General features: G+C 64.9%; 14 protein-coding genes. 3 read left to right on the top strand and 11 right to left on the bottom strand.

From position 1 onward, the window contains the following. Positions 1–9 precede the first annotated feature (9 nt). Genes A3CW_RS0118140 through A3CW_RS52390 form a run of 4 tightly spaced genes read right to left on the bottom strand, consistent with a single transcriptional unit; the run spans position 10 to position 3,255 of the window. The gene (locus A3CW_RS0118140; protein WP_028204833.1) at positions 10–1,611 is read right to left on the bottom strand and encodes an FAD-binding oxidoreductase; all 1,602 of its coding nucleotides are present in this window, start codon (positions 1,609–1,611) and stop codon (positions 10–12) included. Between the two features lie 25 nt (positions 1,612–1,636). Then, the gene (locus A3CW_RS0118135) at positions 1,637–2,536 is read right to left on the bottom strand and encodes an anti-sigma factor family protein (RefSeq protein ID WP_035513240.1); all 900 of its coding nucleotides are present in this window, start codon (positions 2,534–2,536) and stop codon (positions 1,637–1,639) included. Continuing rightward, positions 2,533–3,096: a sigma-70 family RNA polymerase sigma factor gene (locus tag A3CW_RS0118130; RefSeq protein WP_028204831.1), complete on the bottom strand. Its 564-nt coding sequence runs from the start codon at positions 3,094–3,096 to the stop codon at positions 2,533–2,535. Before A3CW_RS0118130 ends, A3CW_RS0118135 begins: the two co-directional genes overlap by 4 nt. Positions 3,097–3,108: 12 nt before the next feature. Beyond that, positions 3,109–3,255 (bottom strand): hypothetical protein, encoded by a 147-nt coding sequence (locus tag A3CW_RS52390; RefSeq protein WP_154677973.1) that lies wholly within the window; start codon positions 3,253–3,255, stop codon positions 3,109–3,111. Between the two features lie 533 nt (positions 3,256–3,788). Between A3CW_RS52390 and hfq the strand changes: the two genes are divergently transcribed. Together hfq and A3CW_RS53340 are read left to right on the top strand one after the other, a co-directional pair. Continuing rightward, a complete protein-coding gene (gene hfq, locus A3CW_RS0118120) occupies positions 3,789–4,289 on the top strand; it encodes an RNA chaperone Hfq (protein ID WP_028204830.1) in 501 nt (166 codons plus the stop codon). Positions 4,290–4,525: 236 nt separating this feature from the next. Then, complete coding sequence (locus A3CW_RS53340; protein WP_028204829.1) at positions 4,526–4,714, top strand: hypothetical protein; 189 nt, start codon at positions 4,526–4,528, stop codon at positions 4,712–4,714. Positions 4,715–4,856: 142 nt separating this feature from the next. On the opposite strand, the gene A3CW_RS0118110 is transcribed toward A3CW_RS53340, so the two are convergent. Beyond that, positions 4,857–5,606 (bottom strand): DUF2968 domain-containing protein, encoded by a 750-nt coding sequence (locus A3CW_RS0118110; RefSeq protein WP_028204828.1) that lies wholly within the window; start codon positions 5,604–5,606, stop codon positions 4,857–4,859. A 319-nt stretch (positions 5,607–5,925) separates the two neighbouring features. On the opposite strand from A3CW_RS0118110, the gene A3CW_RS0118105 reads away from it, so the two are divergent. Further along, positions 5,926–6,390: a DUF2147 domain-containing protein gene (locus A3CW_RS0118105; protein ID WP_035513239.1), complete on the top strand. Its 465-nt coding sequence runs from the start codon at positions 5,926–5,928 to the stop codon at positions 6,388–6,390. A 120-nt stretch (positions 6,391–6,510) separates the two neighbouring features. Here A3CW_RS0118105 and A3CW_RS0118100 read toward each other — a convergent pair whose 3' ends face one another. The 6 genes from A3CW_RS0118100 to typA all read right to left on the bottom strand — a co-directional run bounded on the left by A3CW_RS0118100 (position 6,511) and on the right by typA (position 16,377). Continuing rightward, positions 6,511–6,972 carry a transposase gene (locus tag A3CW_RS0118100; protein ID WP_028204826.1) on the bottom strand — a complete coding sequence of 154 codons (462 nt, stop codon included), beginning with the start codon at positions 6,970–6,972 and terminating at the stop codon, positions 6,511–6,513. Positions 6,973–7,171: 199 nt separating this feature from the next. Next, positions 7,172–8,269, bottom strand: coding sequence for a cell division protein ZapE (gene zapE, locus A3CW_RS0118095; protein ID WP_028204825.1), 1,098 nt, complete (start codon positions 8,267–8,269; stop codon positions 7,172–7,174). A 115-nt stretch (positions 8,270–8,384) separates the two neighbouring features. After that, the gene (gene lpdA / locus A3CW_RS0118090; protein ID WP_028204824.1) at positions 8,385–9,815 is read right to left on the bottom strand and encodes a dihydrolipoyl dehydrogenase; all 1,431 of its coding nucleotides are present in this window, start codon (positions 9,813–9,815) and stop codon (positions 8,385–8,387) included. A gap of 156 nt (positions 9,816–9,971) precedes the next feature. Beyond that, positions 9,972–11,243 (bottom strand): 2-oxoglutarate dehydrogenase complex dihydrolipoyllysine-residue succinyltransferase, encoded by a 1,272-nt coding sequence (gene odhB / locus A3CW_RS0118085; RefSeq protein WP_028204823.1) that lies wholly within the window; start codon positions 11,241–11,243, stop codon positions 9,972–9,974. 105 nt (positions 11,244–11,348) lie between these two features. Beyond that, positions 11,349–14,213, bottom strand: a complete 2,865-nt coding sequence (locus A3CW_RS0118080) for a 2-oxoglutarate dehydrogenase E1 component (protein ID WP_028204822.1) — start codon at positions 14,211–14,213, stop codon at positions 11,349–11,351. A gap of 337 nt (positions 14,214–14,550) precedes the next feature. Next, the gene (gene typA / locus A3CW_RS0118075) at positions 14,551–16,377 is read right to left on the bottom strand and encodes a translational GTPase TypA (protein WP_028204821.1); all 1,827 of its coding nucleotides are present in this window, start codon (positions 16,375–16,377) and stop codon (positions 14,551–14,553) included. Positions 16,378–16,479: the final 102 nt, after the last annotated feature.

Raw genomic sequence — 16,479 nt, 5'->3', positions numbered from 1 at the left:
TTAACTCGATCACGTATAACCGCGCTCCGCACGCCACGCCTCGGGCCAGATGCCCTGCTTGCCCGGCGAGAGGACGCCCTGCGGATCGAGCGCGCCTTTCACGGTTTGCGCGAGGCGCAACAGCGCGCCGTCGTTGAAGGCGTATTGCGCCGCGGCGTAATCCATGTACAGCAGATGCGAGCGGTACACGCCGTAGCCGGCTGCACCCGCGTCGCTCATCAGCGCGCGTAGCAAATCCCCTGCGCGCGCGGCATCGTCACGGCGCTCGCGCGCGAAGATCGCCGCAAATACGTGATGCAGATAGCGCCCCGCCGCGGTAAAGCCGCCGTAGTAATCGAAACCGTACTCGGCCGCGCGCGCCTTGACGAGCGCGTACTGGCGCAGCGCGTCGCGCCCGTCGGCGGGACACAGCGGCGAGAAGTCCACGTGCGCCCCCTCGCCGCCGCGCCAGTCGAGCATGCGAAACGCGCTCATCGCCGGAATGCCGGCGAGGTTGCGGTCGGCGCCGCCCTGCGGTTCGTCGCCTTCGGCGTAGCGCTGCGCCGAGAAACGCACACCCGGCACGCCGGCAAACGCACGCTCGACGATGCGCCGCTCCACGTCGATCACCTCGGGCGCGCCATAGAGCGCATAGTGCAGATTCCAGCGGCCCACGCCCAGATCGCGCTGCATCGCGGCGACGGCGGCCTCGGGCATCGCGCCCTCGCCTTCGTACCAGCGCGCGCGCGGCGCGAGGCTCGCGGCGCGGCGGATCGCGCCTTCGATCGCTGCGTGCTGGCGTATCGTGCCGCCAAGCTGCAGCGCGCGCAGCGTATCGACGAGCACGCCGAGATCGTCCTCGCGCGCGAACTGGATCTCGCCGATCACGAACGCCTGCGGCGCGGGCATGAGCCAGAGCCCCATCTTCGTGACGACGCCGTAGTTCGACTGCGTAAAGAGCGCATCGAACGAAGGCCCATAGCCCGCCCGGTAGAGTTGCCACGCCGTGCCGTTTTCAATCGCGCCCATGCCGGTGCGCACCACGTCGCCGTTGGCGAGCACGACCTCCATGCCGCACTGCGACGCGGCGTGGTCGCCGTAGGCGGTCGTACCGAAGCCGCGCTCGAGCGTGTTGCCGACCACGCTGCCCCAGCCCGCCGCGGGCGGATCGACCCACAGGCGCAGATGCTGCTCGCGCAGATGCGCGTGCAAATCGAAGTAGCTCACGCCTGGCTCGACGCGCGCCCAGGCGAGGCGCTCGTCCACTTCGAGGATGCGGTTCAGGCGCTGCAGGTCGAGCACGACCGAGCCCGCCAGACGCGGCGCGGCGCCGCCGTAGGCGAAGTTGCGCCCCGTGGAAACGGTCCACAGCGGCACGCGCGTTTCGTTCGCGACGCGCAGGATCGCGCGGATCTCTTCGACACTCGCGGGGAGGATCGCAGCAGAAGGCGCGAAGGCATGCGCATCCGCAACCGGCACGAACGGATCGAAATACGGTTCGAGCGATGCGCCGCCACGGCAGACGTTCGGCGCGCCCACGATGCCTTCGAACGCGGCGAGCGCACGCGCGAAACGGGCCTCGTCGATGCCGTGAGGCAAGACGGGAGCGGCATGGCGTGCGGTGTCGCTCATGAGTCCGCTCTAGTGGCGCCGCACATCACCACTGCCCGGGCTTGCCGCCCAGCGCGCCGCATACGTCCAGCGCGATCTCGCGCAGCTTCGGCTCTGTCTGCGGCCCGGAGAGCGCATAGCCGGTCCGTTCGGTGCTCCAGTAGAACGTGCGGCGGTTGCCGTCGCGCAAGAGGCGCACGGGGTCCCGCTCCCTGGCCGAACTGCCCACGTAGAGCGTGAGGCGCTCGCCCGCATCGTTCTCGTACATGAATTGCGCGGCCGGCCCCGTGTTGCCGGGCAAGAGACGCCCGCCCACGAGCGTGTAGCCGTACTCGGCCAGCGACGGCACCGAGAGCGGCTTGCCGAGCCGCTTGGAGAGCCACGCGACGAGATGCGCCTCGTCGGCCGCGCCCACCTCCACGGGATGCCGCTGCTCCGGCGAATACACCGCGTAGGCGATGTCGGCGCGGCGCGCGAACGCTTCGGGCGTTTCGCTGCGCGCGGCCGCCGGCGCCGAGACGGCTGCCAGTTCCGGAGCCAGGCCCGGCGCGAGTCGCGGCACGAGCGCCGTGGCCGCCACCGCGAGCCCCGCACCCACCGCCACCCATGCCGCCGCGATGCCGGCGCGCCACCACCACGGCACGCCCGGACGCAGAACGAGCACGGCGGGCGCGCTGCCTGCCGCTTCGGCGGCGCCGGGCGCTGCATCCTCGCCCGCCACGCGCGCGCCTTCGCACAACGCCTGCAGCGCAGCCTTCTGCGCGCGATAGGCCGCGACGCGCGCCGCGGCGCGCGGATCGTCGGCGAGGCGCGCCTGCAGCGCCTCGCTCTCGCCCGCGGGCAGTTCGCCGTCGACGAAAGCACCCAGCATCGTGAGGTCCTCTTCAGGCGAAGCAGGCGGCACGCCTTCGCCATCGCGTTCGGGGCCGAGATCGTTGTCGTTCATCGTAGCGTCCCCACCACCCTGAGCGGCGCGGTGCGTTGCGCCGAATCGCGCCCCGGATCCTGCACCGGCCCCGTGTCGAGCAGCGCTCGCAGATGCTCGCGCGCCCGCGACAGGCGCGACATCACCGTCCCGGCCGGCACTCCGAGCACCGCCGACGCTTCGCTGTAGCTCAACTCCTCCACGCACACGAGCAGCAGCACCTCGCGCTGCGCCGCCGGCAACGCATAGAGCGCGCGCTGCAGATCGCGCAGCACGAGACCATCCACCTCGCCGTGCGGCGCTTCGAGCGTGCGCCACGGCGCGGCTTCGTCGTCGACGGCGATCTCGCGCCGGCCGCGCAACTGATCGATGTAGAGATGGCGCAGGATCGTGAGCAGCCACGCGCGCAGATTGCTCTGCGGGCGAAACGAAGTCCAGCGCGAGAGCGCGCGCTCCGCGGCGTCCTGCACGAGGTCGTCAGCCCAGGCGGCGTCGCCGGTCAACGCGCGCGCATAGCGGCGCATAGGCCCGAGCTGTGCCACGACCTGCGCTTCGAACTCCGGCGACGGATGACGCAACACGCCGCACGCCGCTCAGTAGCCGCCACCCGACGAGCCGCCCGAACTGGTCGACGACGCCCCGCCTGAATTCATGTCGCTGCAGGCCGTGAGGCCGGCCCCGGCGACGCCGGCCAGCGCCGCACAAACGAGACACACGAGAACTTTCCGAAACCGCTCCATGATCACCTCCGTTGAGGTTCATCCCCGATATCGCGTTAAACGTTGCAGCCGGTGCGCTTATTCCGCACGCGCGGCGATTTCTGCTTGCGTGTGCCGCCGCACGGAACGAAGCTCACTGGCACCGCGAGAATCGTCGCAAGCGGATCGAAATACATCGTGTAAGGGTGTGATTCGGCCTCGAATCGGTCGAGCATGGCCCGCCGTCATGGACTACGCTGTGTGAGTGAGTGCATGCGCGTCGAAAGGTCGCGCGGGTCTGGCAATCCGCGGGCGTATCGTCAGCAGGCCTCTTTCCGAAAACCGCTGTCGCTGTCCATCGCAACCTGTCATCCGGACGCGCCGCTTCCCGGCAGCCGACGACAAGGGACGCAGCGATGCATTTTTCGTCAATCTGCGGTCGCGGCCGCGAGCCGGTATAGTTCTGCAGTAAGCTTACTTTCCCGCACGCGCGCTTCGCCGACACAAGGTAGAATCGCGGCGAGCAAACGTTTCCAACTGATTGCGGCATTGCGCCGCCTGGCCAAATCTAGTCCATGCCTTCCGCAGAATCGCACCCGCAAAACGACTTCATGAACGCCGCGCGTAAGGAAAGAAAGCGCGTCGAAATCTATCTGGTCAACGGCATTCGCCTGACCGGATGCATCGAGTCGTTCGATCAGTACCTGGTGATGCTGCGCACGCCCGTCGGCCTGCAAGGCATCTACAAGCGCGCCATTTCGACCATCCAGCTCGATACCGGCACCCGTCCGGGTCCGCGCCCGGGCGGCGCTCGCAGCTCGCACGGCGAGCATACGAGCCGCGGCCCGCTCGGCAGTCACGGCGGTCATGGCCCGCGTGAACAACGAGAACCGCGTGAATCGCGCGAGCCGCGCGAGAACTGGTCGGCGCCGTCCGGCGCGCCATCGGGCGCATCGGGCGCCCCCGGCAACGACCGTGGCGCCCAGGACGGCCCGGTCGTCGTCACGCGCCGCCGCCGCCTTTACGGCGCGGTGAACAACGGCGGCAACGGCGGCGAAGGCTCGGGCAACAGCTAAGCCGCTGCTGGCTGGCGCACTCGCTGCACGGTACGCCGGTCACGCCGATCTTCAGTACAGTACGGGCGCGCCTTGGCGCGCCCGCTTGTTTGCGCGCGTAGTTTTATACAACTGCGGTGCAGTTGCGTTCAGTTTCGTTCCACCGTCTTCCGAAGCGCTCTGGAAGCCGTGGCTCGCAGTCACGATTCTGGCTTTGCGTTATTCTGGGCGTGACGCATATCGCCACGGAGACCGCCATGAGCGCATCCAAGCCGAAAGCCCCGCAACCCTCGCAGGAAGACCCGCTCGACGAAGCGCTCGACGAAACCTTCCCCGCGAGCGATCCGATCGCCGTGGCCCCCTCGCCCACCGGCTCTCAACAGAAGCCCCATTCCGCAGACGAAAGCCGCAAGGGCCGCGACACGCATCGCCACGGCAAGCACTGAGCGCGCCCTGAACGATCGCCCCATGAAGAAAGGCGGAGCGCCCATGACGCTCCGCCTTTTGCGTGCCGCATCTGCGTATTTCGCACGACCCATCGCACAACCCGTCGCACGGCGAGGCGCGTGCCACGCCGTGTACCGGCGATCAGCGGATCGGCAGACCACCTTCCACTTGTTGCTGCAGTTCGCGCACTTGACGCTGAACCGTGCGCAGTTGCGCCTGGGCGGCTGTCTTCTGCGCCTGCAATGCGGTCGCCTGATCGCGGCCCTGCTTCTGCTGATCCGCGACGAGCGCCTGCTGCTCGCGCGCGATGGCCAGATCCGCCTGGAGCCGGTTCGCGTGGTCTTGCGTGAGCGCGATCATGCGGTCCGTGAACGCCTTCTGCGCTTCGAGGCGCGTGCGGCGGATTTCCACTTCGGCGAGCTGCCCCGACTTCACCGCAAAGTCGCGATAGATGGCTTCGGCGCGCGTCTCGTCGCTCGTCTTGATCACGCGCCAGAACGTCTTGTTCTGGAACAGCGTGACGTAGTACGTCATTTCCTTGCCGTAAAACAGCAAGCTCGCGCCATACGAGCCGTTGTAGGTCGTGCGCAACTCGGCGAGCTCCGAGCCTCGCAGCATCTGCTGCAGCTCGGCGACGTTGCCCGCGGCGTTCTGCTTCGCTTCATCCGGCGTGAGCACGCTCGGCTGGCTCGCTGCCAAAGGCAGCGCAGGGGTCGCGGCCTGCTCGTCCTGCACTGCGGGTGCGGCGGTGGTCTGTGCTACGGGCGCCGCTGCTGCTGCATTCGCTGCTGCTGAATTGTCAGGCGGCGTCTGTGCGCAGCCCGTACCGATTCCCCCGATTAATACCAGCGCCGCCAGGGCGGTGCGACGAACTCTCCACTTGTAGTCCATGTAGTACCTGCTTTGAACAGTTCTAATTTTTACAAATCGGCACAATTATTACTCACTTTCACATGTTTCGGGCCCCTCGTAGAAAATTTGCCGATTACGTATCTTTTCCCACAACACATAGCAAGAATTTCCTGGGAATTGCGCCGTGTCCTTGCATCGCCAGCCGTTTTGGTCCAGCGCGGCGAAAGGGCCGACCAAACTAGAGTTCCTTCTCTCAAACGCGCGCAGTGCTTTCCAGTATCCTGCCCTGACCTTGCGGCGTGCCAGGCGCGACGCACGGTCAGCATCGACACGACAAACAACATCAGTGGAGGAAGACATGAACCGAGTCATGGGACGCGCGGCGCGCCATGTCGCGCTTGCGAGTGCACTGCTGTGCGGCGCCCTCGTCGCGCACGCTCAAACCGACACGCCCGTCGGCGTCTGGCAGACCATCGACGACCATACCGGCCAGCCGAAAGCGCTCGTGCAGATCAGCGCCGACGCCAACGGCGATCTGAGCGGCAAGGTCATCAAGGGACTCAGTGCGAACGACCAGCCCGATCGGCGCTGCACGGCCTGCTCCGATTCACGCAAGGATCAGCTGATCCTCGGCATGACGATCATCGACAGCATGAAAAAAACCGGTGAGGGGTATGACGGCGGCCACATTCTCGACCCTGAGAACGGCAAGGTGTACCGCTGCAAGATGCATACGGAAGACGGCGGCCAGAAACTCGTCGTGCGCGGCTATATGGGGATTTCGCTGCTTGGCCGCTCGCAGACGTGGGTGCGTCAGCAGTGAGTGAATGAGTGAGTGGATCGACCTGAGGACCGGTGCGCAAACCGGCAAGGGGACCTGAGAGACGAAACCGGCCGAAGCGCACGCATGAGCTGCTTCGGCCGGACTTCGTAAGCGCCGGTATTACGCCGTGTGACGATACACGGAGCGATAGTTGAAAGGCTGCGATGACGTGGACGTGGACGCGCTCGCCACCGACACGAACGGCGAATGGCGCGGCGTGTTGCGCGCCGCTTCCTGCTTGCGCGCCGCTTTTTCTGCGCGGCTCACGTGCTTGCGCATGCGCGTTTCGATGGTGCCGCACAACCTCACGCCGTCTTCGCCGAACAACTCGCCCATCACGCGCTTGAGCGCGCCGTTGTAATGCCAGGTCTTGAAGCGCCGATGGCAGGTTTGATACGAAGGGTAGCGGCGCGGCATGGCCGACCAGTTCGCCCCGCTATACATGACCCACAGCACGCCGTTGAGCACCGAGCGCGTATTGGCGAGCGGCCGGCCGCGCAACTCGGTGCGCGGGCGCAGTTCGGGCAGGAGCAGCATCACGCGCTGCCATTCTTCGTCGGTAATATCGCGATGCGGGGTCATGGAGGGTCCTTTGTCAGAGGGTGTGCTGACAAACGATATCCACTCGCCCCCGCCGCCCAAATCAGACGAGTCCGAATCTTGAAAAAGGTGCCGCCGCGCTATTTTGAGACTGGCCTGGCGCCTGCGTGGCACCACGCTTGACCGGTGCGTCGCCGCAGATGCGCCCACGGCCCGCGCTTGCGGTGCGGGCGCCGCGCGCTCAGGTCAGCGCCGTATCGACGATGCGGCGCGGCGTTTCGAGATATTCCTTCGACTGCATTTCGACGATGCGCGACACCGTGCGCGTGAACTCGTTGGCCATCGGGCCTTCCACGTAGAGTTCCTCGGGCGGCACCGCGGCCGACATCAGCAGCTTGACCTTGTGGTCGTAGAACACGTCGATGAGCCAGGTGAAGCGGCGTGCTTCGGACTGCATACGAGGCGTCATCTGCGGCACGTCGGAAAGGATCACGGCGTGAAAGCGGCTCGCCAGCTCCAGATAGTCGTTCTGCGAGCGCGGACCGCCGCACAGCGTCGCGAAATCGAACCACACCACGCCGTCGGCCTTGCGCAGCGCCTTCAGTTCGCGCTTCTCGATGCGCAGCAGCGGGCTTTCGTCGGGGACGGCGGCAAGCTCCGCGAACGAGTGGCGCAACGCCTTGTCGGCGGCGGCGCCGAGCGGCGTGTGATAGACCTCGACCTGCGCGAGCGTGCGCTGGCGATAGTCGACGCCCGCATCGACGTTGAGCACGTCGAGCTTACTCTTGATCAACTCGATCGCAGGCAGCATGCGGTCGCGATGCAGGCCATCGGGATACAGCAGATCGGGATCGTAGTTGGACGTCATCACGAACTGCACGCCGTTCTCGAACAGGCGGTCGAGCAGACGGTAGAGGATCATCGCGTCGGCGATGTCCGAGACGTGGAATTCGTCGAAGCAGATCAGCCGATAACGCTTCGCAATGCGGCGCGCGAGTTCGTCGAGCGGATCGGCCTGGCCCTTGAGCTCTTCGAGCTCACGGTGCACCTCGCGCATGAATTCGTGAAAGTGCAGACGCGTCTTGCGCTGCAGCGGCACGACGGCATAGAAGCTGTCCATCAGGAAGCTCTTGCCGCGCCCAACCCCGCCCCACATGTACACGCCGCGCGGCAGGTCCGGGTGAATGAGAAACTTCTTGAAGGCGTTCGAACGCCGCGACTTGTACGCGGCCCACTCGTCGTAGCACCGCTGCAGCCGGTCGATCGCGTCGCGTTGCGCCGTATCGGGCTTGTATCCCCGCTTCTGCAGTTCGTTTTCGTAGTATTCGGTGACGTTCATTTTCTGGGCCGCAAATGAGGAAAGGCGGGAGAGCAAAAGCCCACCCGCCTCCGTACGTGATGCTGGGTACTGCGGGGCAGCGCGGCCAAAAAGTCGGCCGCCCTGCCCTTGGCGCTTACATGTTGAGCGCGCGCTTGTCAGTGGCGAGTGCAGCTTCGCGCATGACTTCGGACAGCGACGGGTGCGGATGGCAGATGCGGCCGATGTCTTCGGCGGCAGCCTTGAATTCCATCGCCACCACGGCTTCCGCGATCAGGTCCGATGCGTTGGCCGAGATGATGTGCACGCCGAGCAGCTCGTCGGTCTTGGCGTCCGCGATCATCTTCACGAAGCCGTCCGACTTGTTGATGCCCAGTGCGCGGCCATTCGCCATGAACGGGAACTGGCCCGTCTTGATGTCGCGGCCTTCTGCCTTGAGCTGCTGCTCCGTCTTGCCGACCCATGCGATTTCCGGCTCGGTGTAGATCACCCACGGAATGCAGTTGTAGTCGATGTGCGGCTTCTGGCCGTCGATGATCTCGGCCACCAGCACGCCTTCGTCTTCGGCCTTGTGCGCGAGCATCGGGCCACGCACCACGTCGCCGATCGCGTACACATTCGGCACACTCGTTGCGCAGTGGTCGTCCACGTCGATGAAACCACGCTCGTTGGCCTTCAGGCCAATCGCTTCGAGACCGAGGTTGTCGGTGTTCGGCACGCGGCCAACCGACACGATCAGGCGGTCGGCTTCGAGCACCTGCGCGTTGCCGTCCTTGTCCGTGTAGTTGATCGTGACGCTCTTGTCGGTCGTCGTCACTTCGCCGACCTTCACACCAACGTGAATGTCGAGGCCTTGCTTCTTGAAGAGCTTCGCGGCTTCCTTCGCGAGCGCCTGGTCGGTCGCGCCGAGGAATTCCGGCAGCGCTTCGAGGATCGTCACGTCGGCACCGAGACGGCGCCACACCGAGCCCAGCTCCAGACCGATCACGCCTGCGCCGATCACAGCCAGCTTCTTCGGCACGGAGTCGAACGTGAGCGCGCCTTCGTTGTCGGAGACGATCTTGTTGTCGACCGGAATGCCCGGCAGATGGCGCGCCTTCGAACCCGTCGCGATGATGACGTTCTTCGCCGTGACGACTTCGGTTTCGCCTTCGCCGCTCACTTCGATCTGCACACCGGCTTCGTTCTTGCCGGTGAACTTGCCGTGGCCCTTGAGCCAAGTGATCTTGTTCTTGCGGAACAGGAACTCGATACCCTTCGTCATCTTCTCGACGATGCCTTCCTTGCGCTCGATCATCTTCGCGACGTCGATCTTCACCTCGCCCACGCTGATGCCGTGGTCAACGAGATGATGCGCGGCGTTTTCGAACTCTTCCGACGAGGCGAGCAGCGCCTTCGACGGAATGCAGCCGACGTTCAGGCAGGTGCCGCCGAGCTTCAGCGCGCCGGCCGGGTTCTTCCACTTTTCGATACACGCAACCGACTTGCCGAGCTGCGCGGCGCGGATTGCCGCGATATAGCCGCCGGGGCCGGCGCCGATCACGACGACGTCAAATTCTTTGGACATGACTATCCTTTTGATGGCGAGCCAGCGCGGCCGCGTTTCGCGGCGCGCGTGGCTTCAGTACTGCGGAAATGCGAGAGACTTGCTGCCTAAGTTGACATCGCGTCGCGACGGCGGCGCCCGGTTTCAAGCCGCACGCTGCCGTCGCGCGTCATGCAATTACAGGTCGAGCAGCAGGCGAGCCGGATCTTCCAGCGCGTCCTTCATCGCGACCAGCGACAGGACGGCTTCGCGGCCGTCGATGATGCGGTGGTCGTACGACATCGCGAGGTAGTTCATCGGGCGGATCACGATCTGGCCGTTCTCCACCACGGCGCGTTCCTTGGTGGCGTGCACGCCGAGGATCGCCGACTGCGGCGGGTTGATGATCGGCGTCGAGAGCATCGAGCCGAACACACCACCGTTCGAGATCGAGAACGTGCCACCCGTCATTTCTTCGATCGAAAGCTTGCCGTCCTTGGCCTTCTGGCCGAATTCGGCGATCTTCTTCTCGATGTCGGCGAGGCTCATCTGGTCTGCGTTGCGCAGGATGGGCACCACCAGACCGCGCGGCGAGCCGACCGCGATACCGATGTCGAAGTAGCCGTGGTAGACGATGTCGTTGCCGTCGATCGACGCGTTCACGAGCGGGAACTTCTTGAGGGCGTGAACCGCGGCCTTCACGAAGAACGACATGAAGCCGAGCTTCACGCCGTGTTCCTTCTCGAACTTGTCCTTGTACTTGTTGCGCAGGTCCATGACCGGCGCCATGTTCACTTCGTTGAACGTCGTGAGGATGGCGTTGGTTTGCTGCGACTCGAGCAGACGCTCTGCGATACGCGCACGCAGACGCGACATCGGCACGCGCTGTTCCGGACGGTCGTTGAGCCAGTTCGTCGCCGACGCCGGTGCGCTGACTTGCGGCAGCGACGGCTTGGCGGCAGCCGGCTTGCCAGCCGGTGCGGCAGCCGGAGCGGCCTTCGGTGCGCCAGCACCGAGCACGTCCTGCTTCGTGATGCGGCCGTCACGGCCCGTGCCGGCGACGTCGCCGCCTGCGAGACCCTTCTCTGCCATCAGTTTCGAAGCTGCGGGCGAGGCAACCGTGCTGCTTGCCGTCGTTGCGGCGGCAGCAGCAGCCGGTGCAGCTGCGGGAGCTGCGGCAGCCGCCGGAGCGGCAGCGGCTGCGGGGGCCGCAGCGGCGCCAGCCTTGGCTTCCGTGTCGATCTTCGCGATCAACTGTTCGCTCTCGACGGTTGCGCCGTCGCCCACCAGGATCTCGGCCAGCACGCCGGCTGCCGGCGCGGGCACTTCGAGCACGACCTTATCGGTTTCGATCTCGATGACGACTTCGTCCTGGGCAACCGCTTCGCCCGCCTTCTTCTTCCACTGCAGCATCGTGCCTTCCGACACCGACTCCGAAAACTGCGGGACCTTCACTTCTACGATAGCCATGTGATTTTCCTGAATACTTTATCGGGGACATCCCCGTATGACGAACCGGTCGCGCACATGAGCGCGGGAAAGCGCGAGGCTTTCCCGGTTCGGTTGCTCTAGTGCTTACTTCGCGACCTGCGCGCCCTTCAGGCGGCCGAATGCACCTTCGATCAGCGCCTTCTGCTGCTCGTAGTGCTTCGCGTAGTAGCCAACAGCCGGCGAGGCGGAAGCAGGACGGCCGCTGTATGCGAGCTTCATGCCTTCCTTCATGCCTTCCTTCAGGTGGTGCTCGATGTAGAACCACGGGCCTTGATTCTGCGGCTCGTCCTGCACCCAGACCACTTCGGTCGCGTTGTCGTACTTCTTCAGCTCCGCTTCGAACTGCTTGTGAGCAAACGGATAGAGCTGTTCGATACGGATGATCGCGACGTCGTTCGCCTTCGCTTCGCGGCGATGCGCGACGAGGTCGAAGTACACGCGGCCCGAGCAGGCGACCACGCGCTTGACCTTCTTCGCGTCGATGGCTTCGTCCACTTCGCCGATGACCGGCTGGAACGTGCCCTTCGCGAGTTCGGACAGGTCCGAGACGGCTTCCTTGTGACGCAGCAGCGACTTCGGCGTGAAGATGATGAGCGGCTTGCGGAACAGGCGGATCATCTGGCGGCGCAGCACGTGGAAAATCTGGGCCGGCGTGGTCGGCTGAACGACCTGCATGTTGTGCTCGGCGCACAGCTGCAGGAAACGCTCGATACGCGCCGACGAGTGCTCCGGACCCTGGCCTTCGTAGCCGTGCGGCAGCAGCATCGTGAGACCCGAAACGCGGCCCCACTTCACTTCGCCCGACGAGATGAACTGGTCGATCACGACCTGCGCACCGTTGACGAAGTCGCCGAACTGGCCTTCCCACGCGACGAGTGTGTTCGGCTCGGCGGTCGAGTAGCCGTATTCGAAGCCCAGCACTGCCTCTTCCGAGAGCACCGAGTCGATCACCGTGAACTGCGCCTGGTTCTCGCCGATGTTCTGCAGCGGCACGTACGTGCCGTCGTCCCAGCGCTCGCGGTTCTGATCGTGCAGAACGGCGTGGCGGTGCGTGAACGTACCGCGGCCCGAGTCCTGGCCCGTCAGGCGAACTGCGTAGCCCGACGCGCACAGCGACGCGAACGCGAGGTGCTCGCCCATGCCCCAGTCGAGCTTCGCTTCGCCCTTGCCCATCGCGCGGCGGTCGTTGATGACGCGCTCGACCAGCGGGTGAACCTTGAAGTTCTCCGGGATCGTAGTGATGCGCTCAGCGAGGCGCTTCAGTTCTGCCAGCGGCACGGCCGTATCGGCTGCGTCGGTCCACTTGCGGTTCAGGAACGGAACCCAGTCCACCGCGTACTTGCTCTTGTAGTTCGAGAGCACCGGGTCGACCGTGTGGTGGCCTTCGTCCATCGCGGCGCGGTAGGCCTTGACGTAGTTGTCTGCGTCTTCAGCCGTGATGACGCCCTGCTGCACGAGCTTCTCGGCGTACAGCGCACGGGTGCCCGGGTGCTTCGCGATCGTCTTGTACATCAGCGGCTGCGTGACAGCCGGGGTGTCCTGCTCGTTGTGGCCGAGCTTGCGGAAGCAGATGATGTCGACGACGACATCCTTGTGGAACTGCATACGGAAATCGACTGCGAGCTGGATAGCCAGCACGACCGCTTCCGGATCGTCGCCATTCACGTGCAGCACCGGCGCTTCGATCATCTTGACCACGTCGGTACAGTAGAGCGTCGAACGCGCATCGCGCGGGTCGGACGTCGTGAAACCGATCTGGTTGTTGATGACGATGTGCAGCGTGCCGTGCGTGCCGTAACCGCGCGTTTGCGCGAGGTTCAGCGTTTCCATCACGACGCCCTGGCCTGCGAAGGCCGCGTCGCCGTGGATCTGCACCGGCAGCACCTGCAGGCCGTCCGCGTCGCCGCGTCGGTCCATACGGGCCTTGGCCGAACCTTCAACCACCGGGTTGACGATTTCGAGGTGCGACGGGTTGAACGCGAGCGACAGGTGAACCGGACCGCCTTCGGTCGAGACGTCCGACGAGAAGCCCTTGTGGTACTTCACGTCGCCTGCCGGCAGGTCGTCGACGTGCTTGCCTTCGAATTCGGCGAAGAGGTCAGCCGGCATCTTGCCCAGCGTGTTGACCAGCACGTTCAGACGGCCACGGTGAGCCATGCCGATGACGATTTCCTGCACGCCCTTCGCGCCTGCGTGACGGACGGTTTCGTCCATCGCGGCGATGAAGGACTCGCCGCCTTCGAGCGAGAAGCGCTTCTGGCCGACGTACTTGGTGTGCAGGAAGCGCTCGAGGCCTTCGGAGGCCGTCAGGCGCTGCAGGATGTGTTTCTTCTTGTCGTTCGAGAAGTTCGGCGTCGAGCGGATCGACTCGAGACGCTCCTTCCACCAGCGCTTCTGTTCAGGATCGCTGATGTACATGTACTCGGCGCCGAGCGTACCGCAGTACGTATCGCGCAGCGCCTTGACGATCTCGCGCAGCGTCGCGCGCTCGAACCCGAAATAGAGGTTCGTGGCGCTGAACGTCTGGTCCATGTCGGCTTCGGTGAAGTCGTAGAACGCAGGCTCGAGTTCGGGAATGTTCGGACGTTCGCGGCGCTTGAGCGGATCGAGATTGGCCCATTGCGAGCCCAGGAATCGATAAGCACCAATCAGGGACTGAACGTAGACTTGCTTGCGTGCCGTGGCGAGATCTTCGCCGCCGCCGCGCGCAACAAATGCGTTGGCCTTCGCGCGTTGAGCGAAGGATTCGACGATCGGCCCGTGGGCGATGTCGTTGTCGGCCGTGCCACTCGACGACGGCACGTTTTGCAGTGCGTCGAAGTATTCACGCCAGGTGTCCGGAACGGACGCAGGGTTGTCAAGATATGCTTCGTATAGCTCTTCGACATACGGAGCATTGCCGCCGAACAAATAGGAGTTCAGCTGGAATTGCTTCATCGTTTCCGACATTTACGCTCACCTTTCTTCGAGTTTCTCGAGAAATAGCGGGTTACTCAACCTTCCGCGCCACGGCCTGACCGTTTAGCGGATTGCGAATCAAGTCTGCTTGGAAGGACCTAAATCATGCATCCGCGGAGTATAGCGCATATGCGCATCTCGCCACAGGATGCAATGCGACCGAACATCACGCGCAAACCCTTTTTATATGGGCTTTTGCGGCGTTCGCAATGCTCTCTTCCTGCACCGCAATGCAATCCCCGCCAGACGCAAAAAAGCCGCCCGTAAAGCGGCGGCTTTCCTGTATTTCTGTTTGCATTGCAGTGCGGAAAAAAGCGGTGACTGCAAATTACTCGGCAGCGCCTTCGCGGCTCGCGCGGCGACGCTCGTGCTCTTTGAGGTGACGCTTGCGCAGACGGATCGACTGCGGCGTGACTTCCACGAGTTCGTCGTCGTCGATGAATTCCACGGCGTATTCGAGCGACATCTGGATCGGCGGCACGAGGCGCACGGCTTCGTCGGTGCCCGAGGCGCGCACGTTGGTGAGCTGCTTGCCCTTGATCGGGTTCACGACGAGGTCGTTGTCGCGGCTGTGAATGCCGATGATCATGCCTTCGTACAACGCGTCGCCCGGCTTCACGAACATGCGGCCGCGGTCCTGCAGCTTCCACAGTGCGTAGGCGACAGCGGCGCCGTCGTCCTGCGAGATCAGCACGCCGTTGCGGCGCTCGCCGAGCGTGCCTTCCTTGATCGGGCCGTAGGCGTCGAACACGTGGCTCATGAGACCCGTGCCGCGCGTGAGCGTCATGAACTCGCCCTGGAAGCCGATCAGGCCGCGGGCCGGAATGCGGTACTCGAGACGCGTGCGGCCGCGGCTGTCCGACGCCATGTCGAGCATTTCGCCCTTGCGGCGGCCCAGTTCTTCCATCACGCCGCCCTGGTGGCCGTCTTCGACGTCCACGGTCAGCATTTCGTACGGCTCCTGCTTCACGCCGTCGACTTCGTGCAACACCACGCGCGGACGCGACACGGCCAGCTCGTAGCCCTCGCGGCGCATGTTTTCGATCAGGATCGTGAGGTGCAGTTCGCCACGGCCCGACACTTCGAACGTGGTTTCGTCGCCGGTGTCCTTCACGCGCAGCGCGACGTTGTGGTTCAGCTCCTTCGTGAGACGGTCGCGGATCTGGCGGCTCGTCACGAACTTGCCTTCGCGGCCGGCGAGCGGCGACGAGTTGACGAGGAAGTTCATCGTCAGCGTGGGCTCGTCCACCGTGATCATCGGCAGGGCTTCGGGGGTGTCGACCGCGCAGATCGTCGCGCCGATGCCGATGTCTTCGATGCCGTTGATCAGCACGATGTCGCCGGCTTCAGCCGATTCGACCTGCACGCGCTCGAGGCCGCTGAACGACAGCACCTGGTTGATCTTGCGGTTCATCACCTCGCCGTCCGGACCGAAGCGCAGTGCCACCGGCTGACCCGGCTTGATGCGGCCGCGCTTGATACGGCCCACGCCGATACGGCCGACGTAGGTCGAATAGTCGAGCGACGTGATCTGCAGCTGGAGCGGACCTTCCGGATCGGCGTCGCGCACCGGCACGTGTTCGAGGATCGCCTCGAACAGCGGACGCATGTCGCCTTCGCGCGCGTCGTCGGAGAGCGACGCGTAGCCGTTCAGGCCCGAGGCGTACACCACCGGGAAGTCGAGCTGCTCTTCGGTCGCGCCGAGCTTGTCGAACAGGTCGAAGGTCTGGTTGATCACCCAGTCGATACGGGCGCCCGGACGGTCGATCTTGTTGACGACGACGATCGGCTTCAGGCCGAGCGCGAGCGCCTTCTTGGTGACGAAGCGCGTTTGCGGCATCGGGCCTTCCACGGCGTCGACGAGCAGCAGCACCGAGTCGACCATCGAGAGCACGCGCTCCACTTCGCCGCCGAAGTCGGCGTGGCCCGGGGTGTCGACGATGTTGATGTGGGTGCCTTCGTACTCGACCGCGCAGTTCTTCGCGAGAATCGTGATCCCGCGCTCTTTTTCGATGTCGTTCGAGTCCATGACGCGTTCGGCGATCTGCTGGTTGTCGCGGAAGGTGCCGGACTGGCGCAGCAGTTGGTCGACGAGCGTGGTCTTGCCGTGGTCGACGTGGGCAATGATGGCGATGTTGCGAAGAGCGCGGGACATAGGAACCTGGGTACAGTTGAGTGCGCCGCGCATGCCTGCTGGCAGGCCCGGCGAGGGCGCGCGGCCGCCGCTTCGATCCGCCCCGGATTACTGCCGGCGGGT

Origin of the sequence: Paraburkholderia nodosa DSM 21604, from assembly GCF_000519185.1 — a bacterium.
Classification (GTDB): Bacteria; Pseudomonadota; Gammaproteobacteria; order Burkholderiales; family Burkholderiaceae; genus Paraburkholderia; species Paraburkholderia nodosa.
The sequence above is the reverse complement of the archived record's forward strand: the minus strand, read 5'-3'. Positions and strand labels throughout refer to the sequence as shown.

What these genes read in the sequence shown, in the direction of transcription:
- A3CW_RS0118105 (WP_035513239.1), top strand. Translation starts at nt 5,926, where the DNA reads ATGAACCGAGTCATGGGACGCGCGGCGCGCCATGTCGCGCTTGCGAGT.
- A3CW_RS0118140 (WP_028204833.1), bottom strand. Translation starts at nt 1,611, where the DNA reads ATGAGCGACACCGCACGCCATGCCGCTCCCGTCTTGCCTCACGGCATC.
- hfq (WP_028204830.1), top strand. Translation starts at nt 3,789, where the DNA reads ATGCCTTCCGCAGAATCGCACCCGCAAAACGACTTCATGAACGCCGCG.
- A3CW_RS0118080 (WP_028204822.1), bottom strand. Translation starts at nt 14,213, where the DNA reads ATGTCGGAAACGATGAAGCAATTCCAGCTGAACTCCTATTTGTTCGGC.
- zapE (WP_028204825.1), bottom strand. Translation starts at nt 8,269, where the DNA reads ATGAACGTCACCGAATACTACGAAAACGAACTGCAGAAGCGGGGATAC.
- A3CW_RS0118135 (WP_035513240.1), bottom strand. Translation starts at nt 2,536, where the DNA reads ATGAACGACAACGATCTCGGCCCCGAACGCGATGGCGAAGGCGTGCCG.
- A3CW_RS52390 (WP_154677973.1), bottom strand. Translation starts at nt 3,255, where the DNA reads ATGGAGCGGTTTCGGAAAGTTCTCGTGTGTCTCGTTTGTGCGGCGCTG.
- lpdA (WP_028204824.1), bottom strand. Translation starts at nt 9,815, where the DNA reads ATGTCCAAAGAATTTGACGTCGTCGTGATCGGCGCCGGCCCCGGCGGC.
- odhB (WP_028204823.1), bottom strand. Translation starts at nt 11,243, where the DNA reads ATGGCTATCGTAGAAGTGAAGGTCCCGCAGTTTTCGGAGTCGGTGTCG.
- A3CW_RS53340 (WP_028204829.1), top strand. Translation starts at nt 4,526, where the DNA reads ATGAGCGCATCCAAGCCGAAAGCCCCGCAACCCTCGCAGGAAGACCCG.
- A3CW_RS0118100 (WP_028204826.1), bottom strand. Translation starts at nt 6,972, where the DNA reads ATGACCCCGCATCGCGATATTACCGACGAAGAATGGCAGCGCGTGATG.
- A3CW_RS0118110 (WP_028204828.1), bottom strand. Translation starts at nt 5,606, where the DNA reads ATGGACTACAAGTGGAGAGTTCGTCGCACCGCCCTGGCGGCGCTGGTA.
- typA (WP_028204821.1), bottom strand. Translation starts at nt 16,377, where the DNA reads ATGTCCCGCGCTCTTCGCAACATCGCCATCATTGCCCACGTCGACCAC.